The organism is Streptomyces sp. NBC_00663 (assembly GCF_036226885.1).
Lineage (GTDB): Bacteria > Actinomycetota > Actinomycetes > Streptomycetales > Streptomycetaceae > Streptomyces.
Window position 1 is genome coordinate 20,434 of the sequence record NZ_CP109028.1, and the last position, 14,807, is coordinate 35,240.

The 14,807-nt window shown below is 72.1% G+C and carries 13 protein-coding genes; 9 read left to right on the forward strand and 4 right to left on the reverse strand.

Features of this window, described 5'->3' with window-relative positions; genetic code table 11:
* Nucleotides 1-188: 188 nt before the first annotated feature.
* The 7 genes from OG866_RS44690 to OG866_RS44720 are packed head-to-tail and all read left to right on the forward strand — an operon-like array spanning nucleotide 189 to nucleotide 7,364.
* Nucleotides 189-1,343 carry an inositol-3-phosphate synthase gene (locus OG866_RS44690; protein WP_329344694.1) on the forward strand — a complete coding sequence of 385 codons (1,155 nt, stop codon included), beginning with the start codon at nucleotides 189-191 and terminating at the stop codon, nucleotides 1,341-1,343.
* Nucleotides 1,340-2,194, forward strand: a complete 855-nt coding sequence (locus OG866_RS44695) for an SCO3242 family prenyltransferase (RefSeq protein ID WP_329344695.1) — start codon at nucleotides 1,340-1,342, stop codon at nucleotides 2,192-2,194. Before OG866_RS44690 ends, OG866_RS44695 begins: the two co-directional genes overlap by 4 nt.
* Before the next feature lie 41 nt (nucleotides 2,195-2,235).
* A complete protein-coding gene (locus OG866_RS44700) occupies nucleotides 2,236-3,123 on the forward strand; it encodes a sugar phosphate isomerase/epimerase family protein (RefSeq protein ID WP_329344696.1) in 888 nt (295 codons plus the stop codon).
* Nucleotides 3,124-3,146: 23 nt separating this feature from the next.
* Nucleotides 3,147-3,938 (forward strand): EboA domain-containing protein, encoded by a 792-nt coding sequence (locus OG866_RS44705; protein WP_443063690.1) that lies wholly within the window; start codon nucleotides 3,147-3,149, stop codon nucleotides 3,936-3,938.
* Nucleotides 3,938-4,792 carry a TatD family hydrolase gene (locus OG866_RS44710; RefSeq protein WP_329344698.1) on the forward strand — a complete coding sequence of 285 codons (855 nt, stop codon included), beginning with the start codon at nucleotides 3,938-3,940 and terminating at the stop codon, nucleotides 4,790-4,792. Before OG866_RS44705 ends, OG866_RS44710 begins: the two co-directional genes overlap by 1 nt.
* On the forward strand, nucleotides 4,792-5,961 hold the full coding sequence (eboE, locus tag OG866_RS44715; RefSeq protein ID WP_329344699.1) for a metabolite traffic protein EboE: 1,170 nt from the start codon (nucleotides 4,792-4,794) through the stop codon (nucleotides 5,959-5,961). The genes OG866_RS44710 and eboE overlap by 1 nt, the downstream gene beginning before the upstream one ends.
* The gene (locus OG866_RS44720) at nucleotides 5,958-7,364 is read left to right on the forward strand and encodes a nucleotide pyrophosphatase/phosphodiesterase family protein (RefSeq protein ID WP_329344701.1); all 1,407 of its coding nucleotides are present in this window, start codon (nucleotides 5,958-5,960) and stop codon (nucleotides 7,362-7,364) included. The genes eboE and OG866_RS44720 overlap by 4 nt, the downstream gene beginning before the upstream one ends.
* 51 nt (nucleotides 7,365-7,415) lie before the next feature.
* On the opposite strand, the gene OG866_RS44725 is transcribed toward OG866_RS44720, so the two are convergent.
* Together OG866_RS44725 and OG866_RS44730 are read right to left on the reverse strand one after the other, a co-directional pair.
* Nucleotides 7,416-8,096: a response regulator transcription factor gene (locus tag OG866_RS44725; RefSeq protein ID WP_329344703.1), complete on the reverse strand. Its 681-nt coding sequence runs from the start codon at nucleotides 8,094-8,096 to the stop codon at nucleotides 7,416-7,418.
* Complete coding sequence (locus OG866_RS44730; protein ID WP_329344704.1) at nucleotides 8,093-8,704, reverse strand: hypothetical protein; 612 nt, start codon at nucleotides 8,702-8,704, stop codon at nucleotides 8,093-8,095. The genes OG866_RS44725 and OG866_RS44730 overlap by 4 nt, the downstream gene beginning before the upstream one ends.
* A gap of 211 nt (nucleotides 8,705-8,915) precedes the next feature.
* Between OG866_RS44730 and OG866_RS44735 the strand changes: the two genes are divergently transcribed.
* The gene (locus OG866_RS44735; protein WP_329344705.1) at nucleotides 8,916-10,394 is read left to right on the forward strand and encodes a multicopper oxidase family protein; all 1,479 of its coding nucleotides are present in this window, start codon (nucleotides 8,916-8,918) and stop codon (nucleotides 10,392-10,394) included.
* A 72-nt stretch (nucleotides 10,395-10,466) separates the two neighbouring features.
* On the opposite strand, the gene OG866_RS44740 is transcribed toward OG866_RS44735, so the two are convergent.
* A complete protein-coding gene (locus OG866_RS44740) occupies nucleotides 10,467-11,978 on the reverse strand; it encodes an MFS transporter (RefSeq protein ID WP_329344707.1) in 1,512 nt (503 codons plus the stop codon).
* Between the two features lie 114 nt (nucleotides 11,979-12,092).
* Nucleotides 12,093-13,865 (reverse strand): FAD-dependent monooxygenase, encoded by a 1,773-nt coding sequence (locus OG866_RS44745; RefSeq protein WP_329344709.1) that lies wholly within the window; start codon nucleotides 13,863-13,865, stop codon nucleotides 12,093-12,095.
* Between the two features lie 371 nt (nucleotides 13,866-14,236).
* On the opposite strand from OG866_RS44745, the gene OG866_RS44750 reads away from it, so the two are divergent.
* Nucleotides 14,237-14,689, forward strand: a complete 453-nt coding sequence (locus OG866_RS44750; RefSeq protein WP_329344711.1) for a nuclear transport factor 2 family protein — start codon at nucleotides 14,237-14,239, stop codon at nucleotides 14,687-14,689.
* The last annotated feature ends 118 nt before the right edge of the window (nucleotides 14,690-14,807 follow it).

Genomic DNA, 14,807 nt, shown 5'->3' on the forward strand with positions numbered 1-14,807 from the left:
CGGTCCGGCCCGCGACGCACAGGCCGCAGGATCCGTCCCGGTCGTGACAGGCCACAGGATCCGTCCCGGTCGTGACAGGCCACAGGATTCGTCCTGGTTGTGGCAGGCCGACAAGATCCACCCCCGGTCGTGACAGACCGACAAGATCCATTGTGCTCGTGATCGAACTCGTGACCGAAGGAGACAACGTGCGTGCTGGCATCTGGTTCATCGGTGCCCGCGGATCCGTCGCCACCACCAGCGTGATCGGGGCGCTCGCGCTGCGTGCCGGTCTGACCGACCCGGTGGGCTGCGTGACCGCTCATCCCGCGCTGGACGTGTCGGCGCTGCCCGGCTTCGGCGACCTGGTCTTCGGCGGTCACGACGTGACGACGGTCCCCGTGGCCAAGAAGGCCGAGCAGCTGGCCGCCGCCGGCATCGTGCCGGCCCGGCTGGTGCAGGCGCTGGAGCAGGACCTCGACGCGGTGGAGACGAACCTGCGGCCCGCCCCGGCCGCCGCCACCCAGGCCGAGGACGCCGCGCTGATCGCCGCCGACATCAGGGCGTTCGCCGAACGGCACGGCCTGGACCGGGTGGTGGTGGTCAACGTGTCCTCCACCGAACCCGCTCCCCCGTCGCACCCCGCGCACGCCGGCCTCGCCGCGCTGACCGCCGCGCTCGCCGCGCCGGGAAAGGTGCTGCCGCCCAGCTCGCTGTACGCCTACGCGGCGTTCGACACGGGCTGCGCGTTCGTCGACTTCACCCCCTCCACCGGAGCCCGGCTGCCCGCGCTCGCCGAGCTCGCGGCCGAGCGCGGCCTGCCCTATGCCGGCCATGACGGCAAGACCGGCGAGACGCTGCTGAAGTCGGTGCTGGCGCCGATGTTCGCGATGCGCAACCTCTCGGTCCGCTCCTGGTCCGGCATCAACCTGCTCGGCGGCGGCGACGGCGCCAGCCTCACCGACCCGCAGGCCAACGCCGCGAAGACGGCCAGCAAGCAGCGGGTGCTGCACGAGACCCTCGGCTACGCGCCCGACGGCGACACCCGCATCGACTACGTCGCCGACATCGGCGACTTCAAGACCGCCTGGGACCTGATCACCTTCGACGGTTTCCTCGGCACCGGCATGTGTTTGCAGTTCACCTGGCAGGGCTGCGACTCGGCGCTCGCGGCGCCGCTCGTCCTGGACCTGGCCCGGATCACCGCCGCCGCACACGAGGCCGGACACACCGGGCCGCTGGAGGCCCTGTCGTACTTCTTCAAGGACCCGCTGGGCGACGTCGACCACGCGCTGCACGCCCAGTGGGAGACGCTGCGCGCGTATCTCGCCGGGCTCGGCACCGGATCGGACGGCGGCCGATGACGACATCCCGGGATCTCGTGGAGCTGGTCCGCGCGCCCGCCGCGCTGTCGGTGCCCGGGGACGCCGTGGCCGGTGCCGCCGCCGCGGGCGCCCTCGGCACGCGTACCGCCGGGCTCTCCGCCGCCGGGGTCTGCCTGTACTGGGCGGGGATGGCGGCCAACGACTGGGCGGACCGGGACCTGGACGCGAAGGAGCGTCCCGAGCGGCCGATCCCGTCGGGCCGGGTGAGCGCCAAGGCGGCGCTCGGTGTCGCGGCCGGGCTCAGCGCGGCCGGGCTGGCGCTCGCCGGGCTGGCCGGGGGGCGCAGGGCGCTCGCGGTGGCCGTACCGCTGACCGGTGCGGTGTGGGCGTACGACGTGAAGCTGAAGGGCACCGCGGCCGGGCCGGCCGCCATGGCCGCCTGCCGCGGGCTGGACGTGCTGCTCGGCGCGAGCACCCGCCGGGGCGGCTGGCGGGGCGCACTCGTGCCCGCGCTCACCGTCGCGGCGCACACATACACCGTCACCGCGCTCTCGCGCCGGGAGGTGTCCGGCGCCGGCCGGCTGCTGCCGGGGGCGACGCTGGCCGCGACGGCCGGGGTCGCGCTCGCCGCCTCGGGGCGGGCCCCGCGACCGGGACTGGTCGGCTCGCTGGCCGCCTGGTACGCGGCCGGTTACGGCGACGCCCAGGTACGGGCGTTGGCCACGCCGGACGCGGGCAGCGTACGGGCCGCGGTCGCGGCCGGGATCACCAATCTGCCGACGCTTCAGGGCGCGCTCGTCGCGCGGGCGGCGCGGCCCGGTGCCGCGGCCGTGGTGGCCGCCTGCGCACCGATCGGCCGGGTCCTGGCAGGGCGGGTGTCGCCGACATGAGCCCTGTGAACTCCCCTGTGCCCTCCCCTATGAACTCCCCTATGACCTCCTCGGACATTCGCTTCGGCTACGGGACCAACGGGTTCGCCAACCATCGCCTTGAGGATGCCCTCGCCGTCATCGCCGACCTCGGCTACGAGGGCGTCGCGCTCACCCTCGACCACCACCATCTCGACCCCTTCGCACCGGAACTGCCCCGCCGCGTCGAGGCGTTGGCGGCACGCCTTGACCGGCTCGGGCTCGCCGTCGTCATCGAGACCGGCGCCCGCTTTCTGCTCGACCCGCGGCGCAAGCACGCCCCGACCCTCCTCGACGACGAACCCGCGGCCCGGCTCGACTTCCTGCGGCGGGCCGTGCACATCGGGGCCGACCTGGGCGCGGAGGCCGTCTCGTTCTGGGCCGGCATCCGGCCCTCCGCGGTGTCGCGGGGGCTGGCCTGGGACCGGCTGGTGCGCGGGTGTGCCGAGGTGGTGGAGGCCGCCGACGCGGCGGGCGTACGGCTGGGGTTCGAACCGGAGCCCGGCATGCTGGTGGAGACGCTCGACGACTGGTTCGCGCTGCGCGGCAAGCTCGGCGCGCCGGACTGCTTCGGGCTGACGCTCGACATCGGGCACTGCCGCTGCGTCGAGCCGCTGCCGGTGGCGGACTGTGTCACCAAGGCCGGTCCGCACCTGGTCAACGTCCAGATCGACGACATGCGGCGCGATGTGCACGAGCATCTGGAGTTCGGCTCCGGCGAGGTCGACTTCCCGGCCGCGCTGCGGGCCCTGGCGGAGACCGGATACCGGGGGCTGACAGCCGTTGAGCTGCCCCGCCACTCCCATGCCGCCCCCGCGGTCGCGCGCACGTCGCTGGCGTTCCTGACCCACGCCCGCGCCGCGGCCGAGTTCCTGAGCGCGACCCGTGTAGCGGAGGAGGTCTCCCTGTGACCGGCCGACATCTCGCAGACGTCATGACGGACGTGGTGAAGGACCGGGTCGCCGACCCGCAGTGGCTGGGTGACGCCCGCTGGCAGGTGGCGCAGAACCCGGACGCCATCGCCATGCTGTTCCCCGCCGTGGGCCGGCGGTGCGGCCGGGGTCCACTCGCCGACGCCGGTCCGGAACTCGCGGACTGGAGCGTCGACGACGCGGCCCGGGTCCTGCTGCTGACCGCGCTGCCACTGCGCGGGGCGGCACTGGCCCGGCAGGTCGCCGCCCTGTACTGGCAGGGGGGCGCGGCGGAGAAGCGGGCGGTACTGCGCGCGCTGTCGGGGCCGGGTCTCGGGGTCGGTGCGGTGGATCTGCCGCATCACACAGGCACCGGGGCCGGTGCGCGGGAGCTGCCGCAGGGCCTCGATATCGGGGACGCCGCCGTGGAGTTGCTGCACGACGCGATCCGTACCAACGACCCGCGGCTCGTCGCCGCCGCGGTCGGGCCCGCCGCCCGTCGGCTCGATGACGGGATGTGGCGGCAGGCCGTACTCAAGTGCGTGTTCATGGAGATACCGCTGACCGCCGTGGCCGACCTGGACCGGCGGGCCGACGGTGAACTGGCCCGGATGCTGGCCGACCTGGACGACGAGCGGCGGGCCGCCGGGCGGTCCCTGCCCGACGACGCGACCGTCCTGCTGGCGCTGATCGGCGACCCGGAGTGGGCGCGATCCGCCGCACCCGAGGACCACCCGACCCGGCCCGCACACCAAGGGGGGATCGGCGACACCGCGTCGGCACGGTCCGCAGAGTTCAAGGAGAAGACAGTCTGATGCGCATCTTCGACCCGCACATCCACATGACCTCACGGACCACCGACGACTACGAGCGGATGGCGGCGGCCGGTGTGCGCGCGCTCGTCGAGCCGGCCTTCTGGCTCGGCCAGCCGCGTACGAACGCCGGTTCCTTCACCGACTACTTCGACTCGCTGACCGGCTGGGAGCCGTTCCGCGCGAGCCAGTTCGGCATCCGCCACTACTGCGCCCTCGCGCTGAACCCCAAGGAGGCCAACGACCCGCGCTGCCGTGAGGTGCTCGGTGCGCTGCCGCGCTACCTGGCCAGGGACGGGGTGGTCGCGGTGGGCGAGATCGGGTACGACTCGATGACCCCGGCGGAGGACGAGGTGTTCGCGGCCCAGCTCGCCCTCGCCGTCGTGCACGACCTGCCGGTCCTGGTGCACACCCCGCACCGCGACAAGCAGCGCGGCACCCGGCGCACCCTGGATGTGGTGCGGGAGTCGGGCATCGACCCGGGCCGCGTCGTCGTCGACCACCTCAACGAGGTGACGGTCGCTCAGATCGCCGACAGCGGCTGCTGGATGGGGTTCTCCATCTACCCGGACACCAAGATGTCGCCGGAGCGCATGGCGGTGGTGCTGCGGGAGTGGGGGCCGGACCGGATCCTGGTGAACTCCGCCGCCGACTGGGGGCGCAGCGACCCGCTGCTCACCCGCGCCACCGGGCAGGCGATGCTGGACGCCGGTTTCAGCGAGGACGACGTGGACCGGGTGCTGTGGCGCAACCCGGTCGAGTTCTACGGGCAGTCCGGGCGGCTGGATCTGTCGGACACGGCGGGTGAGGCGGCCTCCGCGTTCGCCGGGAACTCCATCGCGCGCGGAGGCAGCTGATGCGGCTGGCGCACCGCGACGGGCAGACGGTCCATCTCGGTTACTGCACCAACGTCCACGCCGGTGAGGAACTGCCGGAGATCGTGCGGCAGTTGGACACGTACGCGGTGCCGGCCCGGCGGAGCCTGGGCGCCGAGCGGCTCGGGGTCGGGCTGTGGCTGGCGGCGCCGGTCGCCGCGCGGCTCGCGGCCGACCCGGCGGCGGTGGAGGGGCTGCGCCGTGCACTCGACGCGCGCGGCCTTGAGGTGGTCACCTGCAACGGCTTTCCCTACGGCGCCTTCCACGCGCCGGTGGTCAAGCACGCGGTGTACCGGCCGGACTGGCTGAGCGACGCGCGGATGACGTACACGCTCGACCTGGCCCGGGTGCTGGCGGGGCTGCTGCCCGACGACGCCGCCCGCGGTTCGGTGTCGACGCTGCCGCTGGCCTGGCGTACGCCCTGGACCGTGGCGGACCAGGCGGTCGCCCAGGGGCGGCTCGCCGAGCTCGCGGAGCGGCTCGAGGGCCTGCACGCCCGCACCGGGCGGCTGATCCGGGTCGGGTTCGAACCGGAGCCCGGGTGTGTGCTGGAGTCGACCGAGCAGGTCGCCGCAGGGCTGGCCGGCGTCGACACCCGCTACCTCGGGGTGTGCCTTGACCTGGCCCATCTGGCGTGCGGGTGGGAAGAGCCCGAGGACGCGCTGGCCCGGCTGGCCGGTGCGGGGCTGCCGGTGGTGAAGGTGCAGGTGTCCGCCGCGCTCGGTGCGGACCATCCGGAGCAGGCCGCGACGGCCGACGCGCTGCGCGGGTACGCCGAACCCCGGTTCCTGCACCAGACGCGGTCCGCGGCCGGGCACGCGGCCGACGACCTGGGCGAGGCGCTCGACGCGGGGTTCCCCGGGCCGTGGCGGGTGCACTATCACGTGCCGCTGCACGCGGCCCCGCAGCCGCCGCTGCACGCCACGCTCGACGTGCTGCGTGACGCGCTGGGTGTGCTGGTGGGCGGGGAGCGGGCGCTGTGCGACCACCTGGAGGTGGAGACGTACACCTGGAACGTGCTGCCGGATGACCAACGCCCGGTCACCGAAGGCCAGTTGGCCGAGGGCATCGCCGCCGAGGTGGCCTTCGCCCGGGACGAACTGCTCGCCCTGGGACTGCGCGAGCAACCTGTTAGGGAGCTGATCCATTGAACGCCCGGCCCACTCCCCTCGTCGTGCTCGACGTCGTCGGGCTCACCCCGAGACTGCTCAAGCACATGCCGCGGCTGGCCGCGGTCGCCCGCACGGGCTGGCAGGCCGAACTCGCCCCGGTGCTGCCCGCTGTCACCTGCTCGGTGCAGGCCACCCTGCTCACCGGCGCGCCGCCCAGCGAGCACGGCATCGTCGGCAACGGCTGGTACTTCCGTGACCTCGGCGAAGTCCTGCTGTGGCGCCAGCACAACAAGCTCGTGGGCGGCGACAAGCTGTGGGACGCGGCACGCCGCCGCCATCCCGGGTACACGGTCGCCAACATCTGCTGGTGGTACGCGATGGGCGCGGACACCGACTGGACGGTGACCCCGCGGCCCGTCTACCACGCCGACGGCCGCAAGGACCCCGACTGCTACACCGACCCGCCCGAGCTGCACGACGAACTCACCACCGCACTGGGCGAGTTCCCGCTGTTCAACTACTGGGGGCCGGGGGCGGGCATCGCCTCCTCCGAGTGGATCTGCCGGGCCGCGCGGCTCGTCATGGAGCGCCACGACCCGGATCTGACCCTGGTCTACGTCCCGCACCTCGACTACGACCTCCAGCGCTTCGGCCCGGACGGACGCAAGGCGGCGGCCGCCGCGGCCAAGCTCGACGCGGTGCTCGCCCCGCTCCTTGAGGCGGCGCGCCGGCGCGGGGCGACCGTGGTGGCGCTGTCGGAGTACGGCATCACACGGGCCGCCCGCCCGGTCGACGTCAACCGTGCGCTGCGCCGCGAGAACCTGCTGCGGGTGCACACCCAGGCGGGTATGGAGTACCTGGACCCGTGGACGTCGCGCGCGTTCGCCGTCGCCGACCACCAGATCGCGCACGTGTACGTCGACGATCCCGAGGATCTGCCGCTGGCGCGCAAGGTGTGCGCCGACCTGCCGGGCGTGGCCGAGGTGCTGGGCGATGCGGAGAAGGCGGCCTACGGCCTGGACCATGAGCGGGCCGGTGATCTGGTGCTGGTCGCCGAGCCGGACGCCTGGTTCACGTACTACTACTGGCTGGACGACGAGCGCGCCCCGGACTTCGCCCGGCTGGTGGAGATCCACCGCAAGCCCGGGTACGACCCCGCCGAGCTGTTCTTCGACCCCGCGGCGCCCCTCGCCGCGAAGGGCCGGGCGGCGGTGGCGCTGGCCCGCAAGAAGCTGGGCATGCGCTATCTGATCAGCGCGATCGGGCTGGACGCGGGGGCGGCGGCGGTGAAGGGGACGCACGGCCGGCTGCCGGACAGTCCGCAGGACGGGCCGGTGCTGCTGTGCTCCGATCCACGGGGTGCGCGCGGGCGGTACGGGGCCACCGAGGTCAAGGAACTGCTGCTGGAGCTCGCGGGGCTGGGAGAGGGCGGACGGGCCTGAGGCGGGGCGGAGGGCGGCAGGCTGACGTCCTGTCACCGGCTGCCCAGGCCGTCACGGGCCCGAGCCCACCAGGCCCGACGCGTAGGCGAGGCCCACGAGCTGGACGCGGCCGCGGGCCCGTAGCTTGGCGCGGGCGCGGTCGATGTGGGACTTCGCGGTCAGCGGCGTGATCACCATGCGGGCGGCGATCTGCGCGGTGGACAGTCCGCGGGCGACCAGGGCGACGGCCTCCCGTTCACGGTCGGTCAGTTCGGCGAGCAGTGCGGGCCGTGGGGTCGGGGGGAGCGAGCGGGCGACGAGCCGGCCGATCACCTGGCGGGTGACCGACGGGGCCAGCAGGGCGTCGCCGCGCGCGACGACCCTGAGGGCGTGGGCGAGTTCGGCGGGCGTGGTGTCGTCGACGAGGTATCCGGCGGCGCCGGCCCGCAGCGCCTCGAAGACGTGCCGGTCGCGGCTGTCGCCGGTCAGGATGACGACCCGCACCTGGGCCAGGGCCGGGTCGGCGGTGATGCGCCGGGTCACCTCGATGCCGTCGAGGCCGGGCAGGGTCACGTCGGTGAGCACGATGTCGGGGCGCCGCTCCCGGGCCGACCGCAGCGCCTGCCTGCCGTCCTCGGCCTCAGCGATGACCTCGATGTCCGCCTCGGCGTCGAGGACCGTGCGCAGTCGTGCCCGTGGCCCGGGCCGGCCGTCGGCCAGCAGCAGCCGGATCGGGGCGGTGTGGTGTGTCATGTCGGCTCCCCTGTTTCCTTGCGGACCTGTTGGGCCGGCAGCCAGTGGACGGTGTGGACGCGGTTGTCGGCGATGTCGAGGGCCAGGGCGCCCAGGAGGGTGCCGTGGGGGTCGTGGAAGAGTGCACCGGGGCCGTCGGCGGGGTCTGTGGGGCGCATCGTGATGCCGACGGACAGCAGGGCCGGGACGATCGCCGTGAGCAGCCGGGCCACCCGGTCCGCGCCGGTGATCTCGCGCGGCCAGGGGCGGGTGCCGGTGTCGGTCCGCGCGGTGATGGTGGCGGCGAGCTCACGGCAGGTGACTTCCGGCTGGCCCACGGCCGCCGCGATCCCCGCCATGTCGCAGCCGAGCATCTCGCGCAGCACCAGCACCGCTCGCTCCAGTGACGACAGTCGCTCCAGGAGCAGTACGGCCGCGGTGGACACGTAGTCGGGTGTCTCCGCCCGGGCGTCGGGTGTTTCCGGCCCGGCGTCAGGTGTTTGTGCCGGGGGTGTGAACCACGGGCCGGGGTGCGGGGGTTGTCGTGGCCGGGGTGTGCGGGGGCTCTCCCAGGCGGTGTGGGTGGCCTCGAGGGGCCGTACTGCCTCGAACTCTTCGTCACGGCTCACGCAGGGCCCCTCCTCGGACTTCGTCTCTCGTCTATGTGACAGGTCGCGGCGGGGGGAGGTGACAGACCCGTCGGCGGCGGGGGCCGGTCGGTCCCACGACTGCTCTCCCGTCTCTCCTGCTCCACCAGCACTCCAGGCACCGGAGAGTGCGGCCGGGCATCCTCTGCGGGGTCTCTGATGTCCAACACACGTCACTCCACGGGGAGGGGACATGATCCACCGCAGAACCGTCCTCATGACGGGGGCCGCGCTGACCGGCGCCCTCGGCAGTGCGGGCCTGCTGGTGCCCGCGATGGCCGGAACGGCCGAGGCCAGCGAGCTGGACCCGACCACCATTCCGCAGTTCGAGCAGGCGATGCCGGTGCCCAAGGTGCTGGAGCCGGTGTGCGACCTGGGCCTGACCAGCTACTACGACGTCGCCATGCAGGAGGCGGACGCCGAGATCCTGCCGGGCCGCAAGACCCGCGTGTACACCTTCAACGGCAACTTCCCCGGTCCCGTCATCAAGGCGACCTCCGGGCGGCGCGTCCTGGTCCGGCAGACCAACCGGCTGGGGGTGTCGACCTCGATCCATCTGCACGGCGCGCACGTGCCGGAGAGCAGTGACGGCTCGCCGATGGATCTCATCGCGCCGGGCGGCGGCTCGAAGATCTACACGTATCCCAACAACCAGCCGCACGCGAACCTGTGGTTCCACGACCACGCCCACCACCAGGAGTCGGAGACCGTCTACCGCGGGCTGACCGGCTTCTATCTGCTCACCGACGACGTGGAGAAGAACCTCAACCTGCCGTCGGGGGCCTACGACGTGCCGATCGCGCTGCGCGACGCGCGGTTCGACGACAGCGGCCAACTCGTGTACAGCATGGGCGACTTCATGAAGCGCCAGGTGCTGCTGGCCAACGGCAAGGCGTGGCCGTACTTCGAGGTCGCCGCCCGCAAGTACCGCTTCCGGCTGTTCAACACGGCCAACCTGCGCTTCTACACACTGCAGTTGTCGGACGGCTCGTCGTTCCAGCAGATCGGTTCCGACGGCGGGCTGCTGGAGAAGCCGCTGAATGTGACGTCGGTGTCGCTCTCCCCCGGTGAGCGGGCCGACATCGTCATCGACTTCTCCAAGTACGCCGCCGGCACCAGGCTGATCCTGGCCAACACCGGCGGTCTGCTGCCCGGCGAGCCCGTCGACCAGCTCGGCCGGGTGTTGCAGTTCCGGGTCACCGCTCCCGTCACGGACGGCAGCACGGTGCCCGCGACGCTGCGCAAGCTGCCCGCGCTGGGGAGCGCCACGGTCAGCCGTGACTTCGTGCTGAGCATGGACGAGACGGGCGCGACCATGGACGCGTTCATCAACGGCAAGTCGTTCGACATGGACCGGGTCGACACGGAGATCGAGTACGGGGCCACGGAGATCTGGAACGTGCGCAACGCCAATCTCTACACCCCGCACAACTTCCATATGCACCTGGTGCAGTTCCGGGTGCTGGAACGCAACGGCAAGCCCGTCACGTCCGGTCCGGAGAGCGGGCTGAAGGACACGGTGCCGCTGCTGCCCGGGGAGACGGTCAAGTTGCAGGCGACCTTCACCGGCTATGAAGGCACCTATGTGTACCACTGCCACATGTTCGATCACGCGTCGATGGGCATGATGGCGAACTTCCGGGTGCGCAAGCCTTCTCTGCGTCGCGGCTGACACAAGCCGCCGGGAAACGAAAGGAGGGCCGGGGTGACCCGGCCCTCTTTCGTGTTGCTCAGGCGGTGTGTGTCAGGACAGTGCCTTCTCCGGCTCGCCGGCCTCCGGCTCCTCCACCTTCGGCTTGGCGGCCCAGGCGGGCGCCGGGAGCGGGCCGCTGCGCAGGATCAGTCCGCCGAGGACGGCGCCGGCCGTGAAGATGGCGGCGCACCACCAGAACACCTGCTGGTAGCCCTCGATCGCGGCGAGCTGGAACACCTCGGCGCTCGGCTTGCCCTGTGCGTGGCCGGAGATGTAGTCGCTGGCCGCGCTGGCGGCGATCGTGTTGAGCAGGGCGGTGCCGATGGCGCCGCCGAGCTGGGAGCCGGCGCTGATGGTCGCCGAGGCGACGCCCGCGTCCTGCGGGGCCACACCGGAGGTGCCGGTGTTCAGAGCGGCGGCGTAGATCATGCCCATGCCGAGGCCGATGAGCATGAGCGGGCCGAGGATCGCGGTGGCGTAGTTGGAGTCGGCGCCGATCTGCGTCAGCCAGAGCATCGCGCCGGCGTTGACCAGCATGCCGATGGTGATCAGCGGACGCGGGCCGGACTTCGGCATCACCTTGATGTTGCCGACGTTGCTGGCCACACCGGTGACGATCATCATCGGGAGCAGGGCGAGACCGGACTTGATCGCGGAGTAGCCGAGCTCGGTCTGGAGGTAGTAGATCAGGAAGAGCAGCACACCGAACATGCCGATCCCGACGAGGAGCGAGGTCAGGTAGGCACCACCGCGGTTACGGTCGGTGACGACGCGCGGGGGCAGCAGCGGCTGCTGGGCGCGGGTCTGCCAGGCGGCGAACACGATCAGCAGCACGGCACCGGCCGCGAGGAAGCCCCAGGTCGAGGGGGTGTTCCAGGAGTGCGTGGCCGCGTTGGAGAAGCCGTAGACCAGGCCGAAGAGGCCGGCGGAGACCAGGATGACGCCGGGGATGTCCAGACTGGCCTTGGCACGGGGCTGGCGCGGGACCAGACGGCCGCCGACGATCAGGCAGAACGCGGCGAACACCAGGTTGACGTACATGCACCAGCGCCAGTTCAGGCCGGAGGTCAGCGCGCCACCGATCAGCAGACCGAGACCGCCGCCACTGGCCGCGACCGCGCTGAAGGCGCCGAAGGCCTTGCCGCGCTCCTTGGGGTCGGTGAACGTGGTGGCCAGCATCGACAGGGTGGTGGGCGCGAGCAGTGCGGCGAAGACACCCTGGGCCGCGCGGGCGGTCACCAGCATCCCGAAGCTGTTGGCGGCGCCGCCGACCGCGGAGGCCGCGGCGAAACCGACCAGGCCGACGAGGAAGGTCTCCCGGCGGCCGATGAGGTCAGAGAGCTTTCCGCCGATCAGCAGCAGCGTGCCGTAGCACAGGGCGTACGAAGTGACGATCCACTGCTTGTCCGCGTCCGAGAAGTCGAGGGCCTCCTGCGCCGACGGCAGAGCCAGGTTCATCACCGTCATGTCGAGGGTGAGCATGAGGTAGGCGACACAGATGACGGCGAGAACCATCCACCGCCGTGAGTCCCTTGCCGCAGGCACGGCACTGGTTGTGGACATGGTCTGTTCTCCTCGTTGTTTTTGGGTCGGACTCAAGGCCTCGCCCCTTTGACAGGTCCCGGCGGAGGAATGTGACGGGCTGCCGTCACCGATTTGCCGACGGGGCCTTCGGGGCTAGGTCCTGTCGGCGGTCCCGTGGCCCATGAGCTGGGACAACACCTGTGTCAGCACGGCCGCCGGATGGTCGGCCGCGCCCATGGAGCGCCACGCCACATGGTTGTCGGGGCGCACCAGGACGGCGCCGTCTTCGGTGATCTCCCGCACCTCGGCCCAGCCGGCGCCGGTGTAGTCGGCGCCGGCGCCGATGCGGGCGACGGTGAGGGGGATCGAGAACTTCTCGGCGACCTGCTCGGCCGCCTCGCCCCAGCCGGCGCCGGTGGGGCCGGTGAGGAGGGCGAAGCCGCCCGTGGCGCCGACCAGGTCGTGGGTGGACAGCCGCCGGCCGTCGCGCTCCAGCCAGGCGTGCGGCAGCCGGTGCCCGGGCCGGGTGGTGGGGTGGTACTCGGTGCCCATGGGCGAGCCGGTCGGCGGCCGGGTGCCGTCGGGGACGAGGGCGCCTTCCTCGTAGACGTAGCCGATCTCCAGGTCGTGGGCCTGGCACTCGGCGCGGTGGGTGGCGAAGAGCTCCGCCGCCCTGGCCCGCCTGACCTCGCCGACCTCGGACTGCTCGAAGTAGCCGGCGAACGCGGAGGAGCGGCGCTCGGGCGGCACGTGCGGGCCGAGGCCGAGGGCGGCCTCCGTCATGACGCGGTGGTGGAACCAGGCGGCCAGGCCCCAGTCGACGTTGCGCTTGCCGACCGGGCGCCGCTCGCTCTCGTAGGTGTCGAGGAGTCCGTCGTCGGCTCGGCCGGCGAGGACGGCGGCCAGCTTCCAGGCGAGGTTGTGGACGTCCTGGATGCCGCCGTTGAGGCCGAGGCCGGTGGTGGGCGGCTGGCGGTGGGCGGCGTCGCCGACGATGAGGACACGGCCGGAGCGGTAGCGGTCGGCGAGCACGCCCTCCACCGTCCACTGCGACACCTTGTGCACGGTCAGTTCGAGGTCGGGCAGGCCCAGCACCTCGCGGATGCGGGCGGCGACCGCCTCGGGGTCGGCGCGGTCGGCGTCGCCCAGGAGGAAGGAGGTCAGGCCCCATTCCTCGCACTGCCGGCCCCAGTTGGGCCCCATCTCCAGCAGGGTGAAGTTGCGGTCGGCGCGCTCGGGGTTGATGAACCAGGTCATCAGGGTGCCGTCGTGCCACCACTGCGACAGGTCGGCGGAGAAGTAGGCGGTGGAGACGTCGGCCATCTTCACCGTGCCCTGCATCTGCACGCCGAGCTGGGGGCCGAGGGTGCGGCCGCCGTCGGCGGCGATGACGTACCGGGCGACGACCCGGGTGGTCTCGCCGGTGGCGAGGTCGCGGATCTCGGCGACGGCGTGGTCGTCCTGTTCGGTGAAGGAGACCAGTTCGTGGGAGAAGAGCACCCGGCCGGGGTTACGTTCCTCGGCCTGCCGGCGCAGGATCGGCTCCAGCCTCAACTGCGGCAGTTTGAACGGCAGTACGGGGCCGTCGGCGGCGTACACCTCGGTCAGCGCGCCGCCGCCGAAGGCGTCCATCTCATGGATGATCCGGCGGTCCAGGGGGCCGTCGCCGGTGAGGGTGGTCTGCCAGCGGACGCGGCCGAAGCGGTCGGTGGTGGAGGCGCGTTCGACGACGTCGTCGTAGAGGCCGTGCTGGCGGAAGATCTCCATCGTGCGCTGGTTGATGTAGTGCGCCTTCGGCAGGATCGACGTGTCCGCGTGCCGTTCCACGAGCAGATGCCGCACACCGTGGTCCGACAGGAAGATGGAGGCGGACAGGCCGCAGCCGCCTCCGCCCACGATCAGAACCGGAACCTCGGTAGCCTCCATATTCGGCCTTCCATCAGATGAGGGCCCACACGCGCGGCGGGCCGTCGTGGATTACGGGTGAACAGGCATGACGACGCACTTCGGCCGGTGCTGCGGCCTCCAGCATCGGGTGGGGTGGTTGGGGCGGACTATGGCGCCGGTTGGCGCCCACTTGGCGCCGCCCATGGACCGTCGCTGACCTCGAAGAACACCGGAATGGGTCGAACGCGCTCGCCGTACGTCGAACGTGGTGCCGTCTGCGCTCACCCGTCCGGGGGACTCGGGCCGGGAAACGGCCTTCGGCTGTCACATTCCCCGGGGCCGGGCTGTCGTCATGGTGAGACGGACGAACACCGTCCGGGAATTTCCGGGTAATGAGAAAGAGGAAAGCGATGAATGACTTCCAGGCCATCGCGGACCGCGTCGAAATCGAGGCGCTGCGCGGTGAGTTCACCGATGCGGTGATGATGCGCGACTACGACCGGGTGGCGACGCTCTTCACGGAGGACGGGGTACTGCGGATGCCCAACATCCCCATCGAGCTGGAGGGTCCTGAGGAGATCCGGGCGTGGGGCAGGCGGGTACCGAAGGTCGTGGACTTCCTGGTGCAGAACACGCACCCGGGTCTGATCGTGCTCGACGGCGACACCGCTTCGGGCCGCGCCTACATGTCGGAGGTGGGGCGTGGCTTCGACGGCCGGGGTGGCATCAACTACGCCATCTACCATGACCGTTACCAGCGCACCGGGGACGGCTGGAAGTTCACCGAGCGGCGCTACGAGGTCCGTTACGAGGACTCCTCGCCACTGGCCGGCTCTCCGCCCCGCCGCACCGCGGAGGCGTGAGCGCCGCGCGCCGCCCGCGGCTGGGTCGTGTCCTGTGGACCGGCCTGACCCGGAGCGTCGGCTGCTGATGACGCGGGTGGGCGGGCGTGGTCCGTGCGGCTGCGAGGCGGAGGAAGAG

Bases quoted from the DNA above. Each gene is read 5' to 3' on its own strand.
- eboE (WP_329344699.1), top strand. From the start codon at position 4,792: ATGCGGCTGGCGCACCGCGACGGGCAGACGGTCCATCTCGGTTACTGC.
- OG866_RS44700 (WP_329344696.1), top strand. From the start codon at position 2,236: ATGACCTCCTCGGACATTCGCTTCGGCTACGGGACCAACGGGTTCGCC.
- OG866_RS44745 (WP_329344709.1), bottom strand. From the start codon at position 13,865: ATGGAGGCTACCGAGGTTCCGGTTCTGATCGTGGGCGGAGGCGGCTGC.
- OG866_RS44725 (WP_329344703.1), bottom strand. From the start codon at position 8,096: ATGACACACCACACCGCCCCGATCCGGCTGCTGCTGGCCGACGGCCGG.
- OG866_RS44750 (WP_329344711.1), top strand. From the start codon at position 14,237: ATGAATGACTTCCAGGCCATCGCGGACCGCGTCGAAATCGAGGCGCTG.
- OG866_RS44710 (WP_329344698.1), top strand. From the start codon at position 3,938: ATGCGCATCTTCGACCCGCACATCCACATGACCTCACGGACCACCGAC.
- OG866_RS44705 (WP_443063690.1), top strand. From the start codon at position 3,147: ATGACGGACGTGGTGAAGGACCGGGTCGCCGACCCGCAGTGGCTGGGT.
- OG866_RS44740 (WP_329344707.1), bottom strand. From the start codon at position 11,978: ATGTCCACAACCAGTGCCGTGCCTGCGGCAAGGGACTCACGGCGGTGG.
- OG866_RS44695 (WP_329344695.1), top strand. From the start codon at position 1,340: ATGACGACATCCCGGGATCTCGTGGAGCTGGTCCGCGCGCCCGCCGCG.
- OG866_RS44735 (WP_329344705.1), top strand. From the start codon at position 8,916: ATGATCCACCGCAGAACCGTCCTCATGACGGGGGCCGCGCTGACCGGC.